General features: G+C 56.0%; 20 protein-coding genes. 8 read left to right on the top strand and 12 right to left on the bottom strand.

Annotation, left to right across the window (positions count from 1 at the left end; all coding sequences use genetic code 11):
* Window positions 1–370 precede the first annotated feature (370 nt).
* The 6 genes from ACUZ9Q_RS09090 to ACUZ9Q_RS09065 form a co-directional block, all read right to left on the bottom strand.
* Window positions 371–1024 (bottom strand): DUF599 domain-containing protein, encoded by a 654-nt coding sequence (locus ACUZ9Q_RS09090; RefSeq protein WP_215648631.1) that lies wholly within the window; start codon window positions 1022–1024, stop codon window positions 371–373.
* A gap of 314 nt (window positions 1025–1338) precedes the next feature.
* On the bottom strand, window positions 1339–1725 hold the full coding sequence (locus ACUZ9Q_RS09085) for a response regulator (protein WP_449247727.1): 387 nt from the start codon (window positions 1723–1725) through the stop codon (window positions 1339–1341).
* Complete coding sequence (locus ACUZ9Q_RS09080) at window positions 1700–4312, bottom strand: PEP/pyruvate-binding domain-containing protein (RefSeq protein WP_449248136.1); 2613 nt, start codon at window positions 4310–4312, stop codon at window positions 1700–1702. Before ACUZ9Q_RS09080 ends, ACUZ9Q_RS09085 begins: the two co-directional genes overlap by 26 nt.
* 86 nt (window positions 4313–4398) lie before the next feature.
* Entirely contained in the window at window positions 4399–5157 is a 759-nt protein-coding gene (locus tag ACUZ9Q_RS09075) for a TIGR02186 family protein (protein WP_192113770.1), read from the bottom strand.
* Between the two features lie 2 nt (window positions 5158–5159).
* On the bottom strand, window positions 5160–6098 hold the full coding sequence (locus tag ACUZ9Q_RS09070) for a sulfite exporter TauE/SafE family protein (RefSeq protein WP_192113771.1): 939 nt from the start codon (window positions 6096–6098) through the stop codon (window positions 5160–5162).
* Between the two features lie 22 nt (window positions 6099–6120).
* Window positions 6121–6510, bottom strand: coding sequence for a universal stress protein (locus ACUZ9Q_RS09065; protein WP_192113772.1), 390 nt, complete (start codon window positions 6508–6510; stop codon window positions 6121–6123).
* 232 nt (window positions 6511–6742) lie between these two features.
* Between ACUZ9Q_RS09065 and ACUZ9Q_RS09060 the strand changes: the two genes are divergently transcribed.
* Complete coding sequence (locus tag ACUZ9Q_RS09060; protein ID WP_192113811.1) at window positions 6743–8233, top strand: sensor histidine kinase; 1491 nt, start codon at window positions 6743–6745, stop codon at window positions 8231–8233.
* A gap of 3 nt (window positions 8234–8236) precedes the next feature.
* Window positions 8237–9580 carry a sigma-54-dependent transcriptional regulator gene (locus ACUZ9Q_RS09055; protein ID WP_192113773.1) on the top strand — a complete coding sequence of 448 codons (1344 nt, stop codon included), beginning with the start codon at window positions 8237–8239 and terminating at the stop codon, window positions 9578–9580.
* A gap of 123 nt (window positions 9581–9703) precedes the next feature.
* Here ACUZ9Q_RS09055 and ACUZ9Q_RS09050 read toward each other — a convergent pair whose 3' ends face one another.
* The 3 genes from ACUZ9Q_RS09050 to trpS form a co-directional block, all read right to left on the bottom strand.
* Window positions 9704–10105, bottom strand: coding sequence for a pyridoxamine 5'-phosphate oxidase family protein (locus ACUZ9Q_RS09050; RefSeq protein ID WP_192113774.1), 402 nt, complete (start codon window positions 10103–10105; stop codon window positions 9704–9706).
* Between the two features lie 84 nt (window positions 10106–10189).
* Window positions 10190–10630 (bottom strand): MarR family winged helix-turn-helix transcriptional regulator, encoded by a 441-nt coding sequence (locus ACUZ9Q_RS09045; protein WP_192113775.1) that lies wholly within the window; start codon window positions 10628–10630, stop codon window positions 10190–10192.
* A 161-nt stretch (window positions 10631–10791) separates the two neighbouring features.
* Complete coding sequence (trpS, locus tag ACUZ9Q_RS09040; protein WP_192113776.1) at window positions 10792–11859, bottom strand: tryptophan--tRNA ligase; 1068 nt, start codon at window positions 11857–11859, stop codon at window positions 10792–10794.
* Window positions 11860–12224: 365 nt separating this feature from the next.
* Between trpS and ACUZ9Q_RS09035 the strand changes: the two genes are divergently transcribed.
* Window positions 12225–12653: a cupin domain-containing protein gene (locus ACUZ9Q_RS09035; RefSeq protein WP_022659158.1), complete on the top strand. Its 429-nt coding sequence runs from the start codon at window positions 12225–12227 to the stop codon at window positions 12651–12653.
* Window positions 12654–12823: 170 nt separating this feature from the next.
* On the opposite strand, the gene ACUZ9Q_RS09030 is transcribed toward ACUZ9Q_RS09035, so the two are convergent.
* The 3 genes from ACUZ9Q_RS09030 to ACUZ9Q_RS09020 are packed head-to-tail and all read right to left on the bottom strand — an operon-like array spanning window position 12824 to window position 15508.
* Complete coding sequence (locus ACUZ9Q_RS09030; protein ID WP_449247726.1) at window positions 12824–13681, bottom strand: DMT family transporter; 858 nt, start codon at window positions 13679–13681, stop codon at window positions 12824–12826.
* Window positions 13674–14483 carry an alkaline phosphatase family protein gene (locus ACUZ9Q_RS09025; protein WP_449247725.1) on the bottom strand — a complete coding sequence of 270 codons (810 nt, stop codon included), beginning with the start codon at window positions 14481–14483 and terminating at the stop codon, window positions 13674–13676. The genes ACUZ9Q_RS09030 and ACUZ9Q_RS09025 overlap by 8 nt, the downstream gene beginning before the upstream one ends.
* Complete coding sequence (locus tag ACUZ9Q_RS09020) at window positions 14483–15508, bottom strand: hypothetical protein (protein ID WP_449247724.1); 1026 nt, start codon at window positions 15506–15508, stop codon at window positions 14483–14485. The genes ACUZ9Q_RS09025 and ACUZ9Q_RS09020 overlap by 1 nt, the downstream gene beginning before the upstream one ends.
* A 229-nt stretch (window positions 15509–15737) precedes the next feature.
* Between ACUZ9Q_RS09020 and ACUZ9Q_RS09015 the strand changes: the two genes are divergently transcribed.
* The 5 genes from ACUZ9Q_RS09015 to ACUZ9Q_RS08995 all read left to right on the top strand — a co-directional run bounded on the left by ACUZ9Q_RS09015 (window position 15738) and on the right by ACUZ9Q_RS08995 (window position 22328).
* Window positions 15738–16829, top strand: coding sequence for a glycosyltransferase (locus ACUZ9Q_RS09015; RefSeq protein WP_297891830.1), 1092 nt, complete (start codon window positions 15738–15740; stop codon window positions 16827–16829).
* 185 nt (window positions 16830–17014) lie between these two features.
* Window positions 17015–17500, top strand: coding sequence for a hypothetical protein (locus tag ACUZ9Q_RS09010; RefSeq protein WP_449247723.1), 486 nt, complete (start codon window positions 17015–17017; stop codon window positions 17498–17500).
* 142 nt (window positions 17501–17642) lie between these two features.
* Window positions 17643–18830 carry a glycosyltransferase family 2 protein gene (locus ACUZ9Q_RS09005; protein WP_449247722.1) on the top strand — a complete coding sequence of 396 codons (1188 nt, stop codon included), beginning with the start codon at window positions 17643–17645 and terminating at the stop codon, window positions 18828–18830.
* Window positions 18831–19090: 260 nt separating this feature from the next.
* On the top strand, window positions 19091–20281 hold the full coding sequence (locus ACUZ9Q_RS09000) for an ABC transporter permease (protein WP_192113784.1): 1191 nt from the start codon (window positions 19091–19093) through the stop codon (window positions 20279–20281).
* A 61-nt stretch (window positions 20282–20342) separates the two neighbouring features.
* Entirely contained in the window at window positions 20343–22328 is a 1986-nt protein-coding gene (locus ACUZ9Q_RS08995; RefSeq protein WP_449247721.1) for a glycosyltransferase, read from the top strand.
* Window positions 22329–22339 lie beyond the last annotated feature (11 nt).

The following is a 22339-nucleotide window of genomic DNA, read 5'->3' as shown; positions in this document are numbered from 1 at the left end:
TGCCTACTAAGGCGTCAATTATATCTGATTTGCGTCAAGGTTAAAATAATGCGCATACCTAAATAAACTGCATATAAAAACTGCATGCTATTGATAACAAGGGTGAGCACGCAGTTAATTATGCTTGCATAAAGCGTTTATATCAGACAGTTGAATATGATATAATGCAACAATGAAGATAGAAGTGAGTTGTGAAAATTGTATAATGTTCTCGTAAGTACTGTTATTTTTGTCATGATGCTTTATTTTTATGATGGTATTCATAAAAAATAAAATCAATACGCATATAACTGTGTTAACTTGTACTTAAATTCAGAATTTTTTTACGAGATTATCAATAATAGAATGGAAAGATATTTCAAGATAATATCTAACTCTCTTTGTGTTGTGGCGTCTTATCAAGAATAAAGATGATGCTGATCAGAAACGCAGTGCCAAAAATCATGAACTGCGCGCCAAAAATCCAGAAAACCAGCGGCACAGTGAAATAGAAGGCGCGCATTCCCAAATAAAAATGGTTTGCACCCATATTCAGGTATTTTTCTGCCATGCTGCCAAGCTGGTCGGAATCCTGTTGTCCGGATTCCGCGCCCAGCATGAAGGCCACATGCGTGTACAACCTGAGCGATGAGGTAAAGCAAAAAAAAGCCAGAAAAAAATTCAGCAAAAGGGCAAGAATCTTGAAGGCAAACATGCCCGGCTCCACAGAACCAAAAAAGTTCAGCGAGTGCCATGTGTGCCGGACATTTTCCCCATTGCCAGTAAGGGAGAGCACGCCCACGGCCAGCAAAACGCTTGTGGAGGCCATGAAGGTAGAGGCCATGGTGGCGTTGCGCAGGGTTTGCACGGCAAGAATGCCATTCTTTTTTTCAAGAATGGACGCCACCCACTGAACCCGTGCCGTTCGCGATATGCCGTGGATTGTGTAGCCAGGATTGAATGATTCCCTGAAACGGATAAAGAGATTGTATGCGGCGTACAGGGCCACGGAAATACAGAAACACAGCAGGTCAAAAGTATACATGCAGCCCCCGAGGGAGAAAAAGCCAATACTGCTGCCCCTTCACATTGACGGCAAATCCCTTTGCGCGGATTTTACGCCGTCAGCACCTGTAAGGGGGCCGGGCGAAATACGAAACAAGTTGCCTGGTGAGGCGGCAAAACCCCAGTCTGCACTTGATTTTCGTTCGTGCTGGCGTTGCCGGCACGTTAGCTCTGCGCCCTCAGTGACTGTATACTCCTGCATGTGTATCTGAAGCAACCGGTCGGCCAGCGGTTCCCTCATTGCCGCAAATCTCACACACTCAGGCAATGGGTTGCACCGCGGCACTCAGTGTTTCAACGGGTTGCGGACGGGGGCGTCATGCTTTCCTCAAGGCGGCGCACGCATTCAATGATGCCGCTCAGCTTGAAGGGTTTGGCCACAAAATCAAAGGCTCCCTTGCGGAACGATTCCTTCGCGGTTTCCAGCGTTGCAAATCCGGTAATGACCACAATCCGCGCCTGCGGCAAAAGCTCTCTTGCGCGTTCCAGAACCTGAAATCCGTCCGCTCCTTCCATTTTAAGGTCTGTTATAATCACATCAAAACCCCCTTCAGCCATGCGCTGCAATGCTGCTGCGCTGTCTGTGAACGTTTCTACTTCATAGCCAGACTTCTGAAATGCCGGTTTCAGGCGTTTACAGACGATTGGTTCGTCATCAAGCACCAAGATGCGCAGCGCCATTGTGCTTTCCTCCTGTGGGCTCGGCAAGTTCAGCCGGGATTGTGGATTTGATGGCCTCCAGAAAGGCCTGAGCGTGTTTTTCAACCAGTTCATCGCTGTTCAGGCGGGCATCAAGCTGGCGAGCGTAACCCACAAGGCCGCCAAGCATGTGCATGCGAACCAGCATGCGCGTTACGGAGAGTTTTTTTATTCTGCCAACTACCAAGTCTCCGTGCACTTCCGCGCGAAAGTCAAACCTGTCAAGAACGTTCGCCACAAACCGGGCCCTGCGGGACCGACGCACAAGTTCCGTTACACCGCCAATAAAGCGAAAGTAGATGTAGTTGTCGTTGATCTGCTCGGAGATATAGGCATCAATGGTATTATAATGATAGCCCAGACGCATGTTGACGTTCATGTAGTCGCGCAGCGCCACGGCAAGGTTGCGCCCCACTGTTTCCGGCCCAGCCATCGAGGCGGTGAACGTGCGGGTAAAGCTGGACATAAAACTGCCCAGATCTACCGGCACGGGGGCAGTGTCCCACATGCCGGAAATGCTCATTCCTTGCAGAAAGGCCAGGAGCGGTACAGAAGTTATTTCTTCCATATTCAGGGTTGGCGCTTCCGGCTGGCAGTTGGTTCCGCCGCCTGCGTCAATGATGGTAAGGCCAAGAGGAGGGCCGTCCATCAGCCGACGGGCCGGAGCGTGGTGCAGGGCGTCGTGCCGCTGGCTTAGCACCACCAGTGCTTCAACGGCTTTCTCATGAATATAACGGGTTATATCGTGGTATGTCTTGCATGCCTGCGGTTTGAAATCGTCCGAATGCGGATCGACAAGATTGAGCGGCGTTATATGCTTGAGCAACCTGCGCAACAGCCTGTATTCATAAGATTCTTCAAACATGTCAGACTCTGAACGCTCAAACCTGTCCAGCTCTGCAACGCGCCCCCGGTAAACAATGTTCTGCGTTGCATCAAGGGTTATTTCATCATCATTGCGCAGCAGACGCGTGGCTTCTTCAGTGTTGACCAGCGCGGGCACGCGCTGCTCCCTGGCAATAGTGGCCATGTGCCCCGTGGGTGAACCAACGTCAGTAATAATACCGCAGGCGCGGCGCATGACACGGGCATAGCGGGGGGAGGTGAACTTGGAAACAAGAATGCCGCCTTCGGGAAACTGGTCGAGATCTGTATTATGGTCAACCAGCACAACCTTGCCTACCGCCACGCCGCGTTGCGCCACCAGGCCCTTGCCAGCAAAAATTATTTCTGCCTTTCTGGTGGCGTCCTGAACTGGAACAGACAAACCCGCGTCGCCGCCTGGGCGCAAAGGGCGCGATTGCAAAATATGCAGTTCACCCAGGGAATCGAATGTCCACTCCACATCTTGCGGGCGTTTGTAATAGCGCTCAAGCGACATGCCAGCCCGGGCGAGCTGTTCCAACTGCCTGTCGGTAAGGCAGGGAATGTTTTGCAAATTTTCCGGCACATCCTCCCATACAAGGTCCCCTCTTGCCGCAGGCACAAGTCTGCGCATTTTTCGCGCTATTGCCCGTGTGAATGATGGATAGGGCGGCGTGCGGCTCAAATAGATGGTATCAGTGGCAGTTTCTCCTGCAACCACGGCAGCGCCTCCACCCCAGGTGGCGCTCACGATCATGGACTCGCACGCTGCGCTGGAAGTTTGCGTGCAGGTAAAAAGCACACCGCTGATGCGGCTGTCTGCCATGATCTGGCAGCCCACAGCCATGGCCACTTCGTTTTCGTGGTATCCACGATCAAGGCGATAGCGCCATGCTTCAAAGGAATAGGTGCTGGCGATAACGGTTTTGTATGCTTCAACAACGCGGTCAGGTGGCACATTCAGCTCGGTTGCGTATTGTCCGGCAAAGCTGGAATCGCCGTCCTCGCCCCAGGCGCTGCTGCGCAGGGCAAGACGCAAAGGGTGGCCAGGGCATTTGCTCAGCACATCAATCATGGCGTCAATCTGAGCTACAAGTCGCCAGGGAAGGGGGGAGTCCATAATGCGCGACTGCATAAGGTCGGCCAGTTCGTGGAGTTCCTGATCAGTGCCGTCCCATTGCTCAATGCCTTTTTGGGCCAGCTCAAGAAGGCCGCTGTGCGACATAAAGGCAAAAAAGGCCGTGGTGGTGATGGCAAAACCATTGGGTGTTTGCAGGTGCAGGCGGTTGGAGATGTCGCCAAGCTGGGAAATTTTGCCGCCAACCTCGTCTTCTGCTTCAATGCCGATGTCTTGAAACGGCAGCACCATGCGGCCTCCTTCCGGATGGCGCCGACCTGCGATTTCTTCCTGCAGGATATGCTGAATGCGTTCAAAGGCCAGAAACAGGGCTGTGTTTTTATTCTGTGTGAGCACGCTCATATCAGAAATGAGCTTGAAAATCTGGTCGTTCAGTTCGAATGTGGCGTCTTCAATATATTTGCTGTCAAAAATGTATTCGCCGCCAAGCTTGTCCCCCATATCGGCCATGAGTTCAAGGATGCGGTTATTGCGTTCAAGAATGCTTTTGAATTTCTTGAACAGCAGGGCAAAGGTTACGCTTTGCTCGTTGCGCCAGCCTGTCAACAGGTTGGCTATGCGCGCCATAATTCCCACGATTGCCCTCCGGCGGGGGGCGTTGCCGCTCCCCCGTATCCGTTCGTGCGGCTAGAGCACGTTTGCGTATAAATGCTCTAGTGCGCCCCGCCCCTGCTCTGGAATACGATGCCAATGGCAAGGCCTCCCAAAATTGCTATCAGGGTGGACAATATGCCGTACAGCAGGCTGTTGTCCCTGGCCATGTGGTCTATCCATGCAGGCATGCCCACAAGCCTGACTGTCACTGGGGCCGAAGCGCTACCTGCAATGCTGCCATTGCGCAGGGCAAAAACCTCAAGCGTGTATGCGCCGGGGGACATGCGCGAAGGAATGGGCATATTTGCGGTAAAACTGCCATTGTCTGCTACGGTGATCCCCCGGGTGCTCTCGCGGTACAAGCCGTCCTGTTGTTTCAGTTTTATGAGTTCAGCGGGAATATCAAGGGCATCGCCCTTGTTCTCCTCTGCAGTTATTGCTTTACGCACGGCCTCAAGCCCCAGATCTGCACCGCCCACATCCGCCAGCGGGCGCGATGACGCAACCAGAAAGACTGACGGCACGTTGTGCAGGTGCACGGTGCCGAGGTTCATCCACAGCAAGTCGAAAACCTTGCCCTTTTGCCTCAGGGCAAGATCTGTTTTTTCGCCCGCAAAACGGACGGCAATGGCGCTGCCCTGTGGGGCCAGCCCTTCCACATGCAGCGTTGTCCCTCTGTAAGAGGCAGAAATGTTGATGTCGGATGGTGTTTCCGTGAGAACTACTGTTTCTGCGGCATGTACGGCAAAGCTCGCAAGGCAAAGGGTTATGGTCAGGGCCGCAGCCGGAATAATGCGCAAGAGTGCAAGATCACACATGATTAATGCCCTCCCGCGTATGCCAGCAATACATCTGGCCGGGCCAACAGGTCGTAGAGAATTTTGCCCATAACCACCAGGACAAGTGTTGCCAGCAGAATTTTAAGCTGGTCGGCCTGGAGCTTTTTGCCAATGCGCGTGCCGATCTGTGCGCCAAATGATGAACCTATGAGCAACAGCAGAGCCAGGATGAAGTCTACCGTATGGTTTTCAATGGACTGCATGACGGTGACATTGACGCAGGTGAACAGAATCTGGAACAGGCTCGTGCCAACCACAACATGCATGGGCATGCGCAGCAGGTACACCATGACAGGTACCATGATAAAACCGCCTCCAACACCCATGATGGCGGCAAGTATGCCCACCAGGGTTCCAAGGCCCAGAGGCATGAGTACAGAGAGCCGTACGCCGGAACGTGCAAAATCCATTTGCCAGGGCAGGTTGTGCAATCCCCGCTGATATGGTGATTCGGCGCGTTTGGCTGTTTTGGTACGGGTTACAGCATTCGGAGCGCGCATGGATTGCAGGCTTTCATAAAACATGTACCCGCCTACAAGGCCGAGCATGAGCACATACGTGATGTTGATGAGAAAATCTGCATTGCCCATAGCACGCAACAGCTTGATGACGCGCACCCCCACGCAGCCGCCAGCCACACCGCCCGCCAGAAGCAGGAATCCCATTTTGAAATCCACATTGCCCAGGCGAAAATGGGCCAGGGTGCCGGAGGTGGAAGCGCCGATAATCTGGTTGGAGTCAGAAGCCGCGGCAACTGTCGGGGGGATGCCCAGCATGATGAGCAGCGGCGTCATAAAAAAACCTCCGCCAACGCCAAAAATGCCCGAGAGCAGTCCAACGGTTCCGCCCAGGCCCAGTATTGCCGCCATGTTTACGCTGTTTCCGGCAATGGGCAGGTACATATACAGCGGTATGTTCATACGTCAGCCTCGCTGTGTTGCATCAACGTTTTTGAGGAGTTACTGTTTCAACCCTGCAAGAAATCCTGTGACGAACAGACTTTAGTACAGAAAAACTGCGCTCGAATGAATGTAAATCTGTATGTTCAAGTTCGTGTATGAACAGGGTTATTCCATTATTTTGTATAAATGAAATAATTGATTCTTCATATCCTCCTTCTAATATGGTATACTCAACATGTATTCCTTCTGTTCTGGCATATGCCACAAGTAATTCAAGGCGCTGGCGTGCCGGATTTGTGACCACGCACGACTTTTTGTGCACAAAGAGCACATGCAGCCGTGCTTGAATGCGTTTTGCCAGAGAGCACGCGTGAGCTATGGCTTCATGCTGGGGATGTAGCTGATCAACGGCCACTAAAATGTGTTCCATGCGCCACCTCGTGGGTGTGCATAGGCAAATGTGATGCCAAGGTGGAGTTTTAAAGAATAATGTTTAATTTAAATGTGTTGTGAATTTTGCACCAAGAGTTTTAAAATTCGTTGTGTTCATTTTGAAAAGAATATAAAAAATCTTAGTGAAAAATGTTTCAAAATGAATAGGCGTTGGCGTGGAACTTGAACACCATGCACTATTGCCTTGGGAAGAGGCGTGGAGGTTGCCAATGGGCGAGGCGGAGATGGGGAAAATTGCAGCCATGCGGGGCATTCAGCGTCTGGTTGTGTCTTCTGGAGATTTTTTTCACTCCATCAAGGGCAAAATATTTATTCTTTTTGCCGTCACCTTTCTGTCTATCGGCGTTTTGGCGGGCCTGAATTACTGGAGCCTGTCCACAGTGAGCCAGCGGCTGCTGCTTGGTGAAAAATATGACGATTTGTTAAATAATATTCTTGAAGTACGCAGATATGAAAAAAATTATTTTTTCTACAATGACGCCAAGAGCCTGAGTGAAGGCATTGTGTACCTTGAGCGTATAAACGCCCTTGCCGGGGAACTGGCCGAAGATATGACCATGCTCGCCGGGAGCGAGCAGCAAAAAAAATTCATGGATCTGCTTTACCACTATGATCAGGCCATGCGGATCCTGGCAAAAGGCGGCGAAGCCGGGCAGCAGACTCTGCGCAATCTGGGAAAAGTGCTGACAGAAGCCGCAGATGACATCCGCAGGCAAAAGCGCGAGCGGGCGCACAAGGCTCTTAAGCAGACCCATATTATGCCGGTGGCTTTTTTGTCGATATTTCTGCTGCTTATGGCTCTGGTCATCAAGCTGATTTCGCAAGGGGTTCTGCGCCCGCTGGGCATGGTGGCGGCGGGTACAGCCCGCGTAGGACGCGGCGATTTCAGCCCCATAGCAACAGGGGCCGAGCAACTTAGCGAAATTGCCAGTTTCATTCGCGCCTTCAACAGAATGTCGCACGAACTGGCTGTAAATCAGGAGCACCTGCTGCAAGCCCGCAAAATGGCAGCGCTTGGCACATTCACCGCTGGCATCGCGCATGAGTTGAACAATCCCATCAACAACGTATTGTTGAGCGCCGAAGGTCTGCGCGAAGATTACAAGGAAAACATCGATGCCGATGGGCAGGAGATGATTGATGATATCATGCAGCAGGCGGAGCGTGCCTCTGACATTGTGCGCAATTTGCTGGATTTTTCGCGCACCGGGCATCCTGCCTCAGAGGGGCTGTGCCCGGCAAAGGTTGTGGGGTCTATACTGAACTTGCTGAAAAATCAGGTGATACTTTCCGGGGTTGTGCTGCATGCTGATGTGCCTGAAACCCTGCCGGATATATGCGGCGATCTGCGAAGCTTGCAACAGATATTCATGAATCTGCTGCTCAATGCCATTCAGGCCACGCCAAGGGGCGGAACGGTTAGCGTCTGCGCCCATGAGGCAGATGCTAACATGGTGGCATTTGAGATCTGCGACACTGGCCCTGGCATACCGGAGTCCATTCAGGAACATATTTTTGAGCCTTTCTTTTCCACCAAGGAGGTTGGCAAGGGCACGGGCCTTGGCCTTGCCGTAACCTATGCACTGGTGCACCGCTACGAAGGACAGATCAGTGTGCGGAGCAGCCTGGGGCAGGGAGCCGTGTTTACAGTTTTGCTGCCCCGCGTGGGTGGCTGTTTGCAGGCTACTGGAAAGGAGTAACAGATGCCCTTGCGTGTCGCCATTGTTGACGATGAGCCTGTTGTCTGCAAACGCCTCAGCCAAGCCCTTGTGAAAGAAGGGTATGCCGTCGAGGCCTTTATGAGCGCCCGTTCTTTTCTGGAGGCGATGATTGAACAGCCTTTTGACGTGGTTTTTTCAGACATGCTGCTGCCGGATATGAACGGCCTTGAACTGTTGCCCAAAATCAAGGGACTGAAGCCGGAAACCGAAGTCATCATTGTAACAGGGCACGGTACTATTTCTACCGCCATAGAGGCCATGCGCGAAGGTGCCTTCCATTATGTAACCAAGCCCGTGAATTTTACGGAGATTCGTACTCTTGCCCGACATGCGCAGGAAAAAATAGCAATGCGCATGGAAAATACCCGTTTGCGGGAGGCCCTTCTGGGGACTACCGGCCTGTCATCCATAGTGGGCAAAAGCCCGGCCATTCAGGAGCTTTTTTCGCTTATCAGGAAGGTTGCGCCAGTTGACTGCAACGTGCTTGTTCAGGGCGACAGCGGAACCGGCAAGGCCCTTGTGGCCCTTGCCCTGCACCATCTGAGCCCGCGCCGCAACCAACCCTTTGTTACTTTCAATTGCGGTGGTTTTACAGAAGAACTCATCAGCAGCGAACTTTTTGGTTATGAAAAAGGGGCCTTTACCGGGGCGGCAACCGGCAAGATCGGCCTGCTTGAGGCAGCATCGGGCGGTACGGTATTTCTGGACGAAGTGGGCGAGATGCCGTTGTCCATGCAGGTGCGGTTGCTGCATGTGCTTCAGGAAAGGCGGATTTTGCGGGTTGGCGGCACACGAACGGTGGATCTGGATATCCGCGTTATTGCCGCCACAAACCGGGACTTGAAGGCCGAGGTGGAAAAGGGGAATTTTCGCGAAGATCTGTTCTTCAGGCTCAATGTGGTCAGCACAACCTTGCCGCGCCTGGCAGACCGGCGTGAAGATATTCCGCTTCTGGTGCAGCATTTTATTGAGAAATACCGATTGGCGTTTCGCAAACAGGTTTATGATCTGGACGATCAGGCTCTCGCGGCCTTGATGGGCTATAGTTTCCCTGGCAATGTGCGCGAACTGGAAAATATCATCGAGCGCGCCGTAGCACTTACCGACAGCGAAACCATCACCCCGGCCGACTTGCCAGAAGATATCCGGCGGCTGGAATTTGATACGCTTGAGGGCGGCGGTCTGCCCACCCTTGCGGAGATGGAACGCCGTTATGTAATTAAAATACTGGAAAAAACTGGATATAACAAAAAACTTGCGGCTGAGGTGCTGGGCATGCCCCGCACTACACTATGGCGCAAGCTTAAGGAATACGGCGTGGAGTAGGGCACCACCCTGCGGCGTCTTCGCCGCCGCGCGCAGTTGGATGATCCATATTTTGTGCACAGGCCCACATGCAACCTCCGTTTTTTTGCGGAGTTGCATATGGGCCTGCGGTGCTTTGGGGGGCTAGAAGCTGAAAGACTGAGGCGGGTTGCCGCTGAAATCAAACATGAAGGCCGTGCCGTGATCAACGCTGAAAACCGTAAAATCAGGGTTTTCTGCCGAGCCATAGATGGAGCGCACAAGGCCGTTGTTTTCAATGATGCGCCGCTTGATTGCCATGTCATCGTCCAGATTGGCCTGACCCTTTACGCGCAGGGTTTCCATCTTGGGCGACATGCAGGCAAACTCCAGCCGGGGGTCGTTCTGCATCTGGGCAAATGTTTCTTTTGAGCGCGCGGTGCAGAACCACAGGCGGCCATTTTCCGCAAACTGAAACTGGAAGGGCCGCACGCGGGCCGCGCCGGAATCAGAGGTGGCAAGAAAAACCGTGGTGTTGGCTGAGAGGAAGTCGATTACTTTTTGCATGATGAGCTCCTTTTTATTCTATATCGAACTATTGTTTCACAAAAAAACATCCAAAGCACAGTGCGTTGGATGCTTTTGGGGGTATCAGAATATGGTTTTCAGGCTGATGTTGCGCAGCACTTTTTCCAGCCCGGCAACAAGGGTTTCCCTGTCGGCTTGGGGCATGTCGCCCCACACGGCATCAAGCAGCGTATGGGAAATGGCGTCAAAATCAGCCTTGGCAGCAAGCGCTTTGCCGGAAAGGGAAACCAGCGTAACCCGCGAATCTTCCTGCGAGGGAGATTTGGTTACGTATCCCGCCTGCTCCAGTTTGCCGACCAGTGTAGTCACAGTGTTTTTTTGTTTGCCTATTGCCTCGGCAAGCGCGCTCATATGCATGGGGCCGCGCGTAAACAGGGCCTGCAAAATGGCGCCGTGAGAGGGGGCCATGCCGCTGTGCCCGCGCTTTTCAAGCTCGGCGACAATAAGGTTGTTGGCCTGCTCGCGCACCCGGCCTATGAGGGCAACAATGTGATCGGTCTTCATGGGGGTAGTTTATTCGATATAGAACTAATGTCAAGCCTGTCATGAGCCGCGCACCGCAGAAGAAGCAAAAATCCCCGGCACTGCCTGATGGCGTTGCCGGGGATGACTGACATGATACGGCGCAATTATCTGCGCTCGTGCAGCCTGCCTGTGTGGGTTGCTTACTTGGATTGCAGCTTGAGGCCCGCTTCAAAATGGTTCAGCTTCATGGCCCGGCGAACCTTTTCGAGAGTTTTGGCTGCCTTGTCATAGGCCTTTTCCGTGCCTTTCTTGAGCACGTCAATGACGAAAGGAATGTCCTGTTCGTATTGCTGCCTGCGGGTGCGGATGGGGCTGAGGATCTGCTGCATGACCTCGTTGAGGAACTTCTTCACCGCCACGTCGCCAAGGCCGCCGCGCTGGTAGTGGGCCTTCATTTCGTCCAGATTGGGGTAGGGCGAATTGAACTTGGCAAAGTCTTCCGGCACGGCAAAGGCGTCCAGATAGGTGAACACGGTATTGCCCTCAATCTTGCCGGGGTCGGAAGCCTTGAGGTGGCCTGGGTCGGTGAACATGCTGAAAATCTTGTCGTGAACTTCCTTCTCGGAGTCGCTCAGATAGATGCAGTTGCCGATGGACTTGCTCATCTTGGCCTTGCCGTCAATGCCGGGCAGGCGCAGGCAGGCGGCGTTCTGTTCCAGCAGGATTTGCGGTTCCACCAGGGTTTCACCGTAGGTGCTGTTGAACTTGCGCACGATTTCCACGGTCTGTTCCAGCATGGGCTTCTGGTCTTCGCCAACCGGCACGGCGGTGGCTTCAAAAGCCGTGATGTCTGCCGCCTGGCTGATGGGGTAGGTGAAGAATCCCACGGGAATGCTCTGCTCAAAATTTTTCTGGGCAATCTCTGCCTTGACCGTGGGGTTGCGCTGGAGGCGCGACACGGTGACAAGGTTCATATAGTGGAAACTCAACTCATAAAGCTGCGGCAACTGCGACTGGATGAAGATGGAGGACTTTTCCGGGTCAATGCCGCAGGCAAGGTAGTCCAGCGCCACTTCAAGGATGTTGTTGCGCACTTTTTCAGGATTGTCGGCATTGTCGGTCAGAGCCTGCGCATCGGCCAGCATGATGTAGATTTCATCAAATTTGCCAGAATTTTGCAGCAAAACGCGCTGTTTGAGCGAGCCGGCGAAGTGTCCGATGTGCAGCTTACCCGTGGGGCGATCCCCGGTCAGAATGATATTGCTCATAATGTTCTGCGTATGCCCTCTGGGCAAGGACATCAGGAACGCAGCCTCCATGCGTGAATTTTTTGCAGTACGGAGCGGGCTTGCTCCATAAATATGCAACCGTGCCGCAATGTTCGCACATTCGGCAGGGCGTAGGCGTTTTCGTATACACCAAGCATGCGCAGGCCACAAGGGGCAAGGCCGGTAAGGACGAGACTTTGGCGTTTTGATTGGGAAATTATTCACTTGCGGGCGGCATTGCGCGGGCGTATGGTCTGGGCGTCAGCAGCAGCTTGCCGCCTGTATGCTGATACGTTTTTATTGTTCTGTGATTTCATTGCGTTATGTGAATTTATAGAGTGTGTTCATGCAACGGGAGTGTGATCATGAAAAAGATGCTTTTTGCCGCAGCGCTGTGTTCACTGGTGTTTGCCGGAACGGCTCTTGCGGGCGAACCGCAGCTCTACCCAAAGGATTCCTTGAAAACCTGGAACCGTGATAAGGTGGCTGGCGGCCAGGGAACCCTGTTTGGCCAGTTCGGCTTTACCCGCAACGATGCCTCCAAAGACATGGTCATCAAGGAAATCGGCTGGATGACCCTGCAACCGGGCGCTTCCATTGGCATGCACAAGCATGAAAACAATGAAGACGCTTACATCATCGTTTCTGGCGAGGGCGTGTTTACCGACAGCGCGGGCAAGGAAACCCCGGTAAAAGGCGGCGACATCACCATCGCCCGTCCTGGCGATACCCACGCGCTCAAATGCAGCGGCAACGTGCCTCTGGTATTTCTGGATGTGATCGGCCAGCGCTAACGCTTCGGATTGTCAGGGCAAGGTCGGCCCGATAAATATACCCCATCAGGCAAACAAAGCACGGCAGTCCGTACGCTGCTTCTTTGAAAGTCTGATGGGGTTTGTATTTGGTGGACGAGGTTGTATTTGGTGGCTTGGGGTGTCAGCGCAATGGCATCCAGCGATCCGCACTATTCGCTGGTTTTGTCAGTGGTCAGCAGAAATACCGCACTGAGAACCAGCGCGCCGCCCAACCAGCCGGACGCGCTGAAACTTTCATTCCAGAACAGCCAGACCCAAAGAGTGCCGAGCACTGGCTCCAGATGGCAGGTAACTGCTGCCCGCACAAGGCTGATGCGTTTCAACCCTTGCCCGTAGCAGATGTAGGCCATGTAGCAGGTGAGCAGCCCCAGGGCGAACAGCCAACCCCATGTGTCCAGGGCGTGATCCACATGCATCGGGCCGCAGAAGCCCAGAGCCACCACACCACCCAGCAGCATGAAGCCATAAATGCTGGCTGTGGAATAACGGCGTTGCCACCAGCGGTAAAAGGGATAGTGCGTGGCATAGCACAGGCCGGAGAGCAGGCCAAAGCCAATGCCCGCAAGGGATGTTTTGCCAGGCAGGCTGCCGCCGGAAAAACAGACCAGCGCCGTGCCGGAAAGGGCAATGAGCACGGCCAGCGCCTTGCGCCGTGTTATGTGTTCGCCAAACAAAAAGCGCGAAAAAACAGCCACCCACACCGGGGCAGTATACAGCAGCACCACGGCGGTTGCGCCGCCGCTGAGCTTGATGGCCATTTGCATGGCACCGAAAAACACCCCAACGCCCCATGCGCCAAAAAGCATAAACGTCAGGGCATGGCGTAAGGGAATGCGCAGCCCCCCGGTCAAAGCGGCGTGCGCCAAAAAGAAAGCGCAGCCTATGGCCGCCCGCCAAAAGGCCGTTTCAAGCGGCAATACGCCCGCATGCTGGCAAAACTTGGAAACAACACCCAGCAGCGACCACAGCAGGGCCGCCAGCAAAATCCATACATAGCCGTTAAACATGTTCTGTCGCATGAGCTTGGTGGAGGTGCAGGGGGTATTCAATGCCGAGCGCACGGCATACAAGCCCTGCAATCTGCGTTTGATCTGTGGGCAGCGGGGTGTTTTTAAACCCTTCGCCCGCCAGCCACAGGGGAACCCGCCGGCTGGCTTCGCTGTTGTCGTTATGGCGGCCGTCGTCGTCCATGCCGTGATCGCTGGTGACCAGCACCGCATAGCCTGCCGCCGTCCATTCCGGCAGCCAGCGGGCCAGCAGGCCATCGGCCCTGCGGGCGGCATCCCGGTATTCCTTGCTGTTTGCGCCGTACAGATGGCCTGCGTTGTCAATGCCCATGCTGTGCGCCAGCAGCAGATGCGGTTCATGGCGCCGCCGCAGGCAGGCCGCATCGTGAAAAATCTCATCGTCCGGGTAGGCATCGGTGCAGTAAAACAGGCCGTGGGCAACGGGCAGGGCCGCATCGTCCGTAATCCGGTCGCGCCCCGGCTCAAAGGGGGCCACGTTGCACAGCTCGCTCATCCAGTGGTAGGCAGCCGCGGCGGTGGTCAGGCCTGTTGCCTGCGCACGGCTGAAAATGGTGGGCGCGGGGCAGAGCCGGGCATCATCATTATGCATAATGCCGCTTTGCGCCGGGCGCAGACCTGTGAGCAGTGTGGCATAAATGGGGCGGGAGAGCGGCGGCAGTTCGCCTTGCAATTCCGTATGGCGCGCCAGACCCGCATCGGTGAGCGACTGCATGAAGCTCATGCAGCGGCGAGCCGTGGCGGCGGCAAGGCCATCCAGCAGCACAAAGACCACGCGGGACATTACCAGTCTCCCTTGCCTGCAGGGCGGGGGCCGAAGTCCAGACCGGGAGCCTGCTCCCGCAGTTGAGCGGCGGTGAGCCCACACACTGCGTAATTGCGCGCCAGCCACGCCAGAAAGTCATAAATTTTTTTGTACAGGGCATCAGCGGCTTTTTGATCGGGAATGTTGGGCGAGCCGCCGGGCAGCATTTCTGACGAATGCCAGAACAGGCTCAAAACCCGCCCGCCGCGCGCCATGTGCAGGCGCGTAGCCGCCCGCATGACGGCGGCGCTGTGCCACACCGGGTTGGGGCTCAACGCTCCCAAAAAATGAAAGGAATCGCCCCAGGCCGCGCCTCTGGCGCAACCATGCCACAGCCGCGCCAGCGTGCGCGAAAGCGGAATCTGTGTAACCGGCGATTCCAGCAGGCCGGGGGCGTCCTCAAGCCAGTACGGGTCGGAAGGCGCAAGAAAGTGATCCGGCCCGTCGTGGAAGACGCGCAAGGGGCACACAGAACTGTCAAAGGTGATGCCTTCCTCCGCCAGCAATGGGCGCACAACGGATTTGAGATCCCAGCGTCCCATGCGGAAGCTGGTCAGATCCGCGCCCTGAAATTCGCGTCCGGCATCCAGCAGGGTGCGCAGGCGCTGGCGCAGCAGTTCGCGCGGCAGGCGGTCTGTGCGGGTGGGCGGCCCCTGTTTTTGCGTGGCGGGCTGTGCCGTGTCGTCCCCAAGGGGCGGTGTGCTCCAGTGGTGCAGGTGCGCGGCGATTTCCGCATTGCAGTGGTCGCGCATCCAGGCCAGATGGGAGCAGGCTTCGGCATTGGCAAAAACCGTGTGCGCGCAAAACAGCGTGAGCGGAAAGCCCAGTTCGCTGGTGAGGGGGGCAAGCCTGCGCAGCAGGGCCACATTGCGCACGCCGCAGCCTTGCGCCGCATAGTTGCCGGAAAACAGCCCCTCTTCTTCCACATCAAGGCTCACAATCACGCGCAGGGCGGGTTTGTCTGCCTGATTATTGAAGGATGTATCGGTGGTGCAGTCAGTCATACTTCAAGTGTAAGCCCAAGCAGGGCGCATGGCAATGCGGGGCGCGCACAGGCCGCTCACCTGGGGGCCTGCCTAGGGCGGCATAAAATAATTGCCTGTATTTTAAATATATTATGAGGGTGTGGCTTGGGCGGCCTTGCAAAACCGGGCGGAATGCATACAATAATGCATACGGCTGTTCGGCTTTTGTGCCGTAACTTTCCGCCGTCCGGTTATCTGAAGGAGAAGCATGACCATCCCACAGCGCATCCTCTTTTTTATGGAGGATCTTTGTTATGGCGGTACGCAACGCCAGACTCTTGAACTGGCCCGCCGCCTGGATCGAACTCGTTTTACGCCGGTCATGCTTACGCTCACTGGCCCCACTGATCTGGATGAAGCCGCGCGGGATGCGGGCATAGAGCTGCACCACATGGGGCATGACCGCAAGGTGCCTCCCCTGTTTTTCGCTGCCCTGTATTCAAAGCTGCGCATGTTGCAGCCAGATGTCATCGTGCCTTGCACGGCCTTGCCCAATATATGGGGGCGCATCTGGGGGCGGCTGGGCTGGCTTGGCGAAAAAAAAGCCCCGCGTATTGTGGGAACCTGCCGTGGCGGTGGCGGCCCCAAGCGGCAGCATGAACGCTGGCTTTGGCGGCTTACGGATCATATGATCTGCAATTCCGAAGCATTGCATGAAATTTTGCTGTATTTCGGCTTGCCGCAATCCCGTTTGAGCTACATCCCCAACGGGGTGGATACAGAATTTTTTGCGCCGTCCGGGGCTGCGCCCTCGGCACGTGCGCCCGAGATTGTCTGCGTGGCGCGCCTTGCGGGCGACAAGGATCATCTGACCCTCTTGCGAGCCTTTGAGATTGTGTTGCAACGCCACCCCTCGGCGCGTTTACGCATTGTGGGGGATGGCCCGGAAGAGGCCAATCTGCACCAGTGGGCCGCGCAACACGCCGCCGGAAGCAACGTGGACTTTATCCCCGGCGGGCTTGATATGCGCGGGCACTATGCCGCTGGGCGCATCTTTGCACTTTCATCCGTGCGCGAAGGTCAGCCCAATGTGATTCTTGAAGCCATGGCCTGCGGCCTGCCCGTGTGCGCCACATCGGTTGGCGGCATTCCACGGCTGGTGGAGAGCGGTCAGAACGGTCTGCTTTCACAGGCGGGCGATGTGGCGGCCCTGGCGGAAAACTGCTGCCGTCTGCTCGAAGACGGCGCGCTGTGCGATGCCATGGGCCAGGCCGGGCGTTTGCGCGTGGAGCGGGATTTTTCCTTCACTGCCATGGTGGAGGCGCATCAGGCCGTTTTTGCTGGCTTGCGCCGCAACTGACGGCTGAACTTGTCAATCAGTCTTCTGCCCAAGTGCGGAAGGCGCAGGAATATATGGAATTAGATCAAAATTCACTGCGTGCATGCTCCAGGGCTGCACAGGCAACGCGGGCAATACGGCTCAGGCGCGCGCGGCTGAAATATGCAGTTTTGTGTCTTGCGGCGCTTTGCGTCTGCCTTTGCCTGATGACCGTAGGTGTTTTTGCGGCTCGCGCTGCCGAAGTTCAAACCGCGCAGGACCAAAATTCCGGCTCCCTGGTGGAACAGCGCGGCGAACAGAAAAATACGCCCCCTCCTGCCGGGGACACAGCAACTCCAGGGCCGTCTGCTGCCAACACCCCTGTGGAAGTGCGCGAACTCTGGACAGGCTCGCTCTATTCATCAACATACCGTGTGGGCGTGTGCGTTTCCGCTCAGGGCACTGTGCGCGGCGTGGTGCACCTGCGTCTGTACAACGGCAAGGTTGACGTGTACCACATAGATGGAACGGTGCGTAACAATGATATTGAGGCGCACCATTCATCCGGGCATTCATTCAAGGGGCGTCTTGCTTCTGCCGATAAAGTCGAGGGCGTCATCAGCCTGAAGAACGGCATGAACGTACGTCTGGAGGGCAAGCGCATCCACGATGCGCCGCTTGCGCCAGAAGACTGCGCCCCCTTGCCCCAATAAAAATTTGCGTTGCGGGCGGGGCGTTTTTACGTCCTGCTCCTGTATGGCTTGCCCGAACATGCTTTTATAGCAAGCGCTGCAAAGGGTTCATGTCCTTGCTGCCGATTGCTGATCCATCCAACGATAACATGAAGGAGTGCCTATGTTCTGGATATGGTTTTTGCTGGCCACCTCCCAATGCGCTCTGTTGTATATTCTGGCCCGCAGGGGCGAAAGCATGCCCCGCCGTATTGAGGAAGAAGCCGAGGCTAACCGCGCCATACCTGAAGACAAATGGCCTTCTGTGGGCATGATTGTGCCCGTGGCCGGGCGCGATCCGCGCATGGAAGGCGCGTTGCGCAGCCTTTTGACCCAGGATTACCCCCGTTTTGTCCCCGTGCTCGTTACTGCGGAAGAAAATGAACCCGCCGCCGAGCTTGTAGGCAGACTCAAACAGGATTTTTCCGCTCTGCGTCATGTGGTGGCAGGCACCGCCACGGGTTGCGGGCAAAAAAACCATAACAGCCTTCAGGGTATTGCCGCTCTGGGCGATGAAGTGGACGTCTATGTGTTCTGCGACAGCACTCACATGGCGGAACCCGATTTTCTGCGGCATCTGGCGGCGCCCATGGCCAGGGGCGAGGCTTCGTTCAGCACCGGTTACCATGTGGTGGAGCCTCGCGACGACCAGCCCGTAACGCTGGCCTATACGCTGTGCGTCATGCTTATGCGCTACCTGCAAGCCATGTCTGCCTTTACCCAGTTGTGGGGCGGCGCTATGGCCATGACCCGCGAGGCCTATGTAAAATACGGCGTGGCGCAGTTGTGGCTTGAAAACGTGGTGGACGACTGCTCGCTCACGGCTCTGCTTCAGGTGCGCGGCGCAAAAGTGCGGCTCTGCCCTGGCGCTTTGCTGCACACCGATGCCGTTAATCACTCCACGCCCGTCTGGCGGGCCTGGATGGACAGGCAGGTGCTTTTTCTCAAGTTTTGCATGCCCGGCCAGTGGAAGCTGCTGGGTCTCATGTGTGTTATGATGGCCCTGCCCATGGTGTGTGCGGCCCTGGCCTTTCTGGGCTGGATTGTGAACGTGGGCAGCGGCGCCGGCGTGTTGCTGGGGCTGTTCTGGCTGGCGGCGATGGTGAGCGCGCTGCATCTGTGGCGTGGTCTGCTTGCCAAGCCCGTGCCGCTGTGGCGCTGGTGCATGGCCTTTGCGGACGCCGTACGCATGTTCACCTCTGTTTACTGGCAGAGCATAAAGTCGTGGGATATTGTCTGGCACGGCATACGGTATGAAGTCGGCAAGGGCGGGGTAGTGCTGCGCTCTGAACACAGTCAGGGAACAAAATAGCAATGTTGAAACCACTCCTGATGGAGGCGTGGTGCGCCAGATCCTTTCTTATTTGCGCATGCAGTCCGTGACAGGGTATGGAAATAGAGGCTTTGACATACACCCATGGTGGCGTGTATCGTCTTTTGCCCTTTTGTCACGGGCCGGATGCAATATATATGTATGCAGCCCGACAGCAGGATGCGGCAATGGCGTTGCGCATGTGCGCGGCATAAGCCACGGCTTTTTTTATCGTTTTTTGTCAGAGTAGTGATTGCGCCATGATTGCAATGTCAGACCTTATTCGCGTCAGCCTCAGGCAGGTTGTGCGCCAGCGCGGCTTCGGGGTGATGCTTTCCATCGCCCTGGGCATCACGGCGTTTATCGTCCTGGCGGTACTTGGCCGCGAAATCCGGTACAAGGTGGGGCAGGACATGGTGCTCATGGGTGGCGTCAACGTCATCCAGGTATACATGGATGATGCCCAGTACCCCGGCCAGCCCGACCGCGAATTTTATCCTGAAACTGTGGAAGCCCTTTCCCAGTTGCCCGGCGTCAGCCTGGTGAGCAGAAACCTGCGCGACAACAAAAATTTCCCCATACGCGGCACCGGCGAGCGCACGCTTAATGTGGATTTTATCGGCATCGACCAGTATTTCGCCGAGGTCTACTCCATTGATCTGGTGGCCGGGCGGCTGCTCAATCAGGAAGATGTGGACGCTCACAGGCGCGTATGCCTGCTAGGCAGGGATGCGGCCAGAAATTTATTCGGCGGTTCGGAAGAAGCCATAGGCAAGCTGCTTTTTCTGGAGCAGGATGTTTTTGAAGTGGTGGGCGTTGTCAGTGGCGTCATGCTCGGCAGCTGGAGCCAGGGCGGTTTTTTGCCCTATACCACCATGGCCGACCGCAACTGGGGCCGGGGCAAGGTGCGCAGGCTCTTTATCCGCGCCATCGGGTGGGAAGACGTGCCGCCGCTTGTCAAAATTATTCCTCAGATGGTGCGCGAGCATCAGTCTGCCCCATACATTGTGGTGCAGACGCAGGAAGATCAGCTCAAACGCATCAAAACCACCTTCATGTGGGTTGAGGCTCTGCTGTGGCTTGGTATTGCCGCATCGCTCATGCTGGGCGGTTTTGGCATCTGGTATGGCACGTTTGCCGCAGTTCGGGCCAGAACGCGCGAAGTGGGCCTTAAAAAGGCCATGGGCGGCTCGGATATAGACATCTTGGCGCAGTTCCTGGCCGAGGCCCTGTGCAAATCGGTTGCTGGCGGCATATTTGGCATTCTCATTGGCTGCGCGCTGGTCGAGATCGGTTCTTTATCGCTTGGAACGGGCGTTTCGTACTCGCTGCTGTTCTTCAGCAGCTTGGGAAGCATCGTTTTTTCTGCCGTCATTGGCATTGCGGGCGGTCTGTTCCCTGCCATGCAGGCAAGCCGTATGGACGTGGTAACCGCTCTGCGATTCGAATAGCACACAATGCGCGGGTTGCCCCGCGTTCTTGCGGCTCTGCCGCACATGCACAAGGTGGATCATGGCACCCGTTATAGTCGCCAAAGATTTATATAAATGCTACGCCGGTTTTTCACCGGTGCTGCGTGGCGTGAATATCGAAGTTGTTCCCGGCGAGATGGTGGCTATCATGGGGCCTTCGGGCTGCGGTAAATCCACCATGCTGCACGTGCTGGGCATGCTGCACGCGCCTGATTCCGGCTCTTTGCAAATTCTTGGCAAGGATGTGCTGACGCTCGACCGTGAGCAGACTGCCAGTTTCCGCCGTGGCACCATGGGTTTTGTCATGCAGTCGAGCAACCTTTTTGACCACTCGACTGTGTTTGAAAATGTTGAATTCCCCCTGATATTTGAGAAGATTCCGCCAGAAGAGCGCTGGGAGCGGGTTATCCGCGCCCTTGAGCTTGTGCGCCTTTCTGCGCGCGTGCACTACCGCAGCAACCGCCTTTCGGGCGGCGAGCAGCAGCGTGTGGCCATTGCCCGCGCCATGGTCAACAATCCGCGTATCCTGCTGGCTGACGAACCCACGGGCGCGCTGGACGCCAAAACCAGCCGTCTTATCATGGATAATTTCCGTTCGCTCTGCCACACGGGCGGCGTTTCCATGGTCATGGTTACGCATGACCCCAAGATGGCCGAATTCTGCGACAGCATCTACACCCTTGAAGACGGCATTTTGCACTGCCGCCAGCGCAACCTGCCGCAGATGCCCGACACCATTTCGCACAATCTGCTTCAGGGGGTTGCCCCTGTGGTGCGCGGCGCCATGGTTGCCGAGAGCTTTCCCGAGGCCTCCGGTCAGTGCCTTATGGATGAGGCCCACCGTATGCACGCGGCGGGCCTGCTCACCCGTATTTACGCCATCCGCGATAATGGATTTCTGGGCAATCCCGAGGGCTACGCCCTGCCGCTGGCTGTGCGGCGTATAGGTGCCTTGCGTGTGCTTGCGGCCTGCCTGGGTATGCTCAGACTCATGCGCGGTTCTTCCTCCCAGTTGTGGGCGCTTTGGCGCAAACTGCCGGGGCGTGGCCGCTGGGGCAGCCGCTGGTGGGATCATCTGCGCGCATTTTGCGCCGGGGCCATGCTGGCGCGTTGGGGCCAGGAAGAAAAGATTGAATTTTTCTATGCAGCAGGGGCCCACGGACCAGCCACGGCCAGCTGGGTTGCCTCGCGCCTTATGCATGTGCCGTATGCTTTTGCCGTGCGCGCTCAGGATATGACGGAACCTGGCCTCAACTGGGCCGCCAAGGGTGCGGATGCCGAATTTGTGCGCTGCGACACAGAAGCCACGCGCGATGCCATGCTGCAATTGCTGCCCGAGCTGAAAGACAAACTGCTCGTGCTCCGCGATCCCCTTACCCTCACGCCGCCGGAGGAAATGGAAGAGCAGATGCCCGTGTCCGCCGGGGGCGATGCCGCCAATGATGCGGATAAGGCTGCGGATTTCAACCTGCTGGCTGTGGGCACCATTGCACGCCGCAAAGGGTACGATCTTCTGCTTCGGGCCTGCCGCCTGCTGGCCGACAGAAATGTGAACTTTTCGCTGACCTTTGTTGGCCAGGGGCCGGAAAAACTGCGTTTGCGCTGGCTTGTCTGGCGGCTCGGGCTTCGTGGTTCGGTACAGTTTGCCGGGCAGATTCCCCATGAAAACATGGCGGATATGTACAACCGGGCGGATGTTTTTGTGGCTCCTGGCCGCAAGACCACTGGCGGAGATGCCGACGGCGTGCCTTCGGCTCTGGTTGAAGCCCTGGCCTTTGGCCTTGCGGTGGTTGCCAGCGATCTGCCGGGCCATGCGGAAGCCATTACGGACGGCGGCAATGGACGCCTTGTGCCGCAAGACAACGTGGGCGCGCTGGCGGACGTTCTGGAAGCTCTTGCCTCCCGTCCCGAGGAGCGCAAGCGCCTTGGCGAGGCCGCCCGCAAGTCGGTAGTTACCCTTGTGGATACCGACCGAACGGAAGCCCGGCTGACCGAGCTGATCAAAAAAGCCTGCGGCAAGGCCTGAACCACGCCGGG

This window comes from Desulfovibrio desulfopostgatei (assembly GCF_053570645.1).
This window is presented reverse-complemented; position numbering and strand designations above follow the sequence as displayed.

Bases quoted from the DNA above. Each gene is read 5' to 3' on its own strand.
- ACUZ9Q_RS09090 (WP_215648631.1), bottom strand. From the start codon at position 1,024: ATGTATACTTTTGACCTGCTGTGTTTCTGTATTTCCGTGGCCCTGTAC.
- ACUZ9Q_RS09085 (WP_449247727.1), bottom strand. From the start codon at position 1,725: ATGGCGCTGCGCATCTTGGTGCTTGATGACGAACCAATCGTCTGTAAA.
- ACUZ9Q_RS09080 (WP_449248136.1), bottom strand. From the start codon at position 4,312: ATGGCGCGCATAGCCAACCTGTTGACAGGCTGGCGCAACGAGCAAAGC.
- ACUZ9Q_RS09075 (WP_192113770.1), bottom strand. From the start codon at position 5,157: ATGTGTGATCTTGCACTCTTGCGCATTATTCCGGCTGCGGCCCTGACC.
- ACUZ9Q_RS09070 (WP_192113771.1), bottom strand. From the start codon at position 6,098: ATGAACATACCGCTGTATATGTACCTGCCCATTGCCGGAAACAGCGTA.
- ACUZ9Q_RS09065 (WP_192113772.1), bottom strand. From the start codon at position 6,510: ATGGAACACATTTTAGTGGCCGTTGATCAGCTACATCCCCAGCATGAA.
- ACUZ9Q_RS09060 (WP_192113811.1), top strand. From the start codon at position 6,743: ATGGGCGAGGCGGAGATGGGGAAAATTGCAGCCATGCGGGGCATTCAG.
- ACUZ9Q_RS09055 (WP_192113773.1), top strand. From the start codon at position 8,237: ATGCCCTTGCGTGTCGCCATTGTTGACGATGAGCCTGTTGTCTGCAAA.
- ACUZ9Q_RS09050 (WP_192113774.1), bottom strand. From the start codon at position 10,105: ATGCAAAAAGTAATCGACTTCCTCTCAGCCAACACCACGGTTTTTCTT.
- ACUZ9Q_RS09045 (WP_192113775.1), bottom strand. From the start codon at position 10,630: ATGAAGACCGATCACATTGTTGCCCTCATAGGCCGGGTGCGCGAGCAG.
- trpS (WP_192113776.1), bottom strand. From the start codon at position 11,859: ATGAGCAATATCATTCTGACCGGGGATCGCCCCACGGGTAAGCTGCAC.
- ACUZ9Q_RS09035 (WP_022659158.1), top strand. From the start codon at position 12,225: ATGAAAAAGATGCTTTTTGCCGCAGCGCTGTGTTCACTGGTGTTTGCC.
- ACUZ9Q_RS09030 (WP_449247726.1), bottom strand. From the start codon at position 13,681: ATGTTTAACGGCTATGTATGGATTTTGCTGGCGGCCCTGCTGTGGTCG.
- ACUZ9Q_RS09025 (WP_449247725.1), bottom strand. From the start codon at position 14,483: ATGTCCCGCGTGGTCTTTGTGCTGCTGGATGGCCTTGCCGCCGCCACG.
- ACUZ9Q_RS09020 (WP_449247724.1), bottom strand. From the start codon at position 15,508: ATGACTGACTGCACCACCGATACATCCTTCAATAATCAGGCAGACAAA.
- ACUZ9Q_RS09015 (WP_297891830.1), top strand. From the start codon at position 15,738: ATGACCATCCCACAGCGCATCCTCTTTTTTATGGAGGATCTTTGTTAT.
- ACUZ9Q_RS09010 (WP_449247723.1), top strand. From the start codon at position 17,015: ATGACCGTAGGTGTTTTTGCGGCTCGCGCTGCCGAAGTTCAAACCGCG.
- ACUZ9Q_RS09005 (WP_449247722.1), top strand. From the start codon at position 17,643: ATGTTCTGGATATGGTTTTTGCTGGCCACCTCCCAATGCGCTCTGTTG.
- ACUZ9Q_RS09000 (WP_192113784.1), top strand. From the start codon at position 19,091: ATGATTGCAATGTCAGACCTTATTCGCGTCAGCCTCAGGCAGGTTGTG.
- ACUZ9Q_RS08995 (WP_449247721.1), top strand. From the start codon at position 20,343: ATGGCACCCGTTATAGTCGCCAAAGATTTATATAAATGCTACGCCGGT.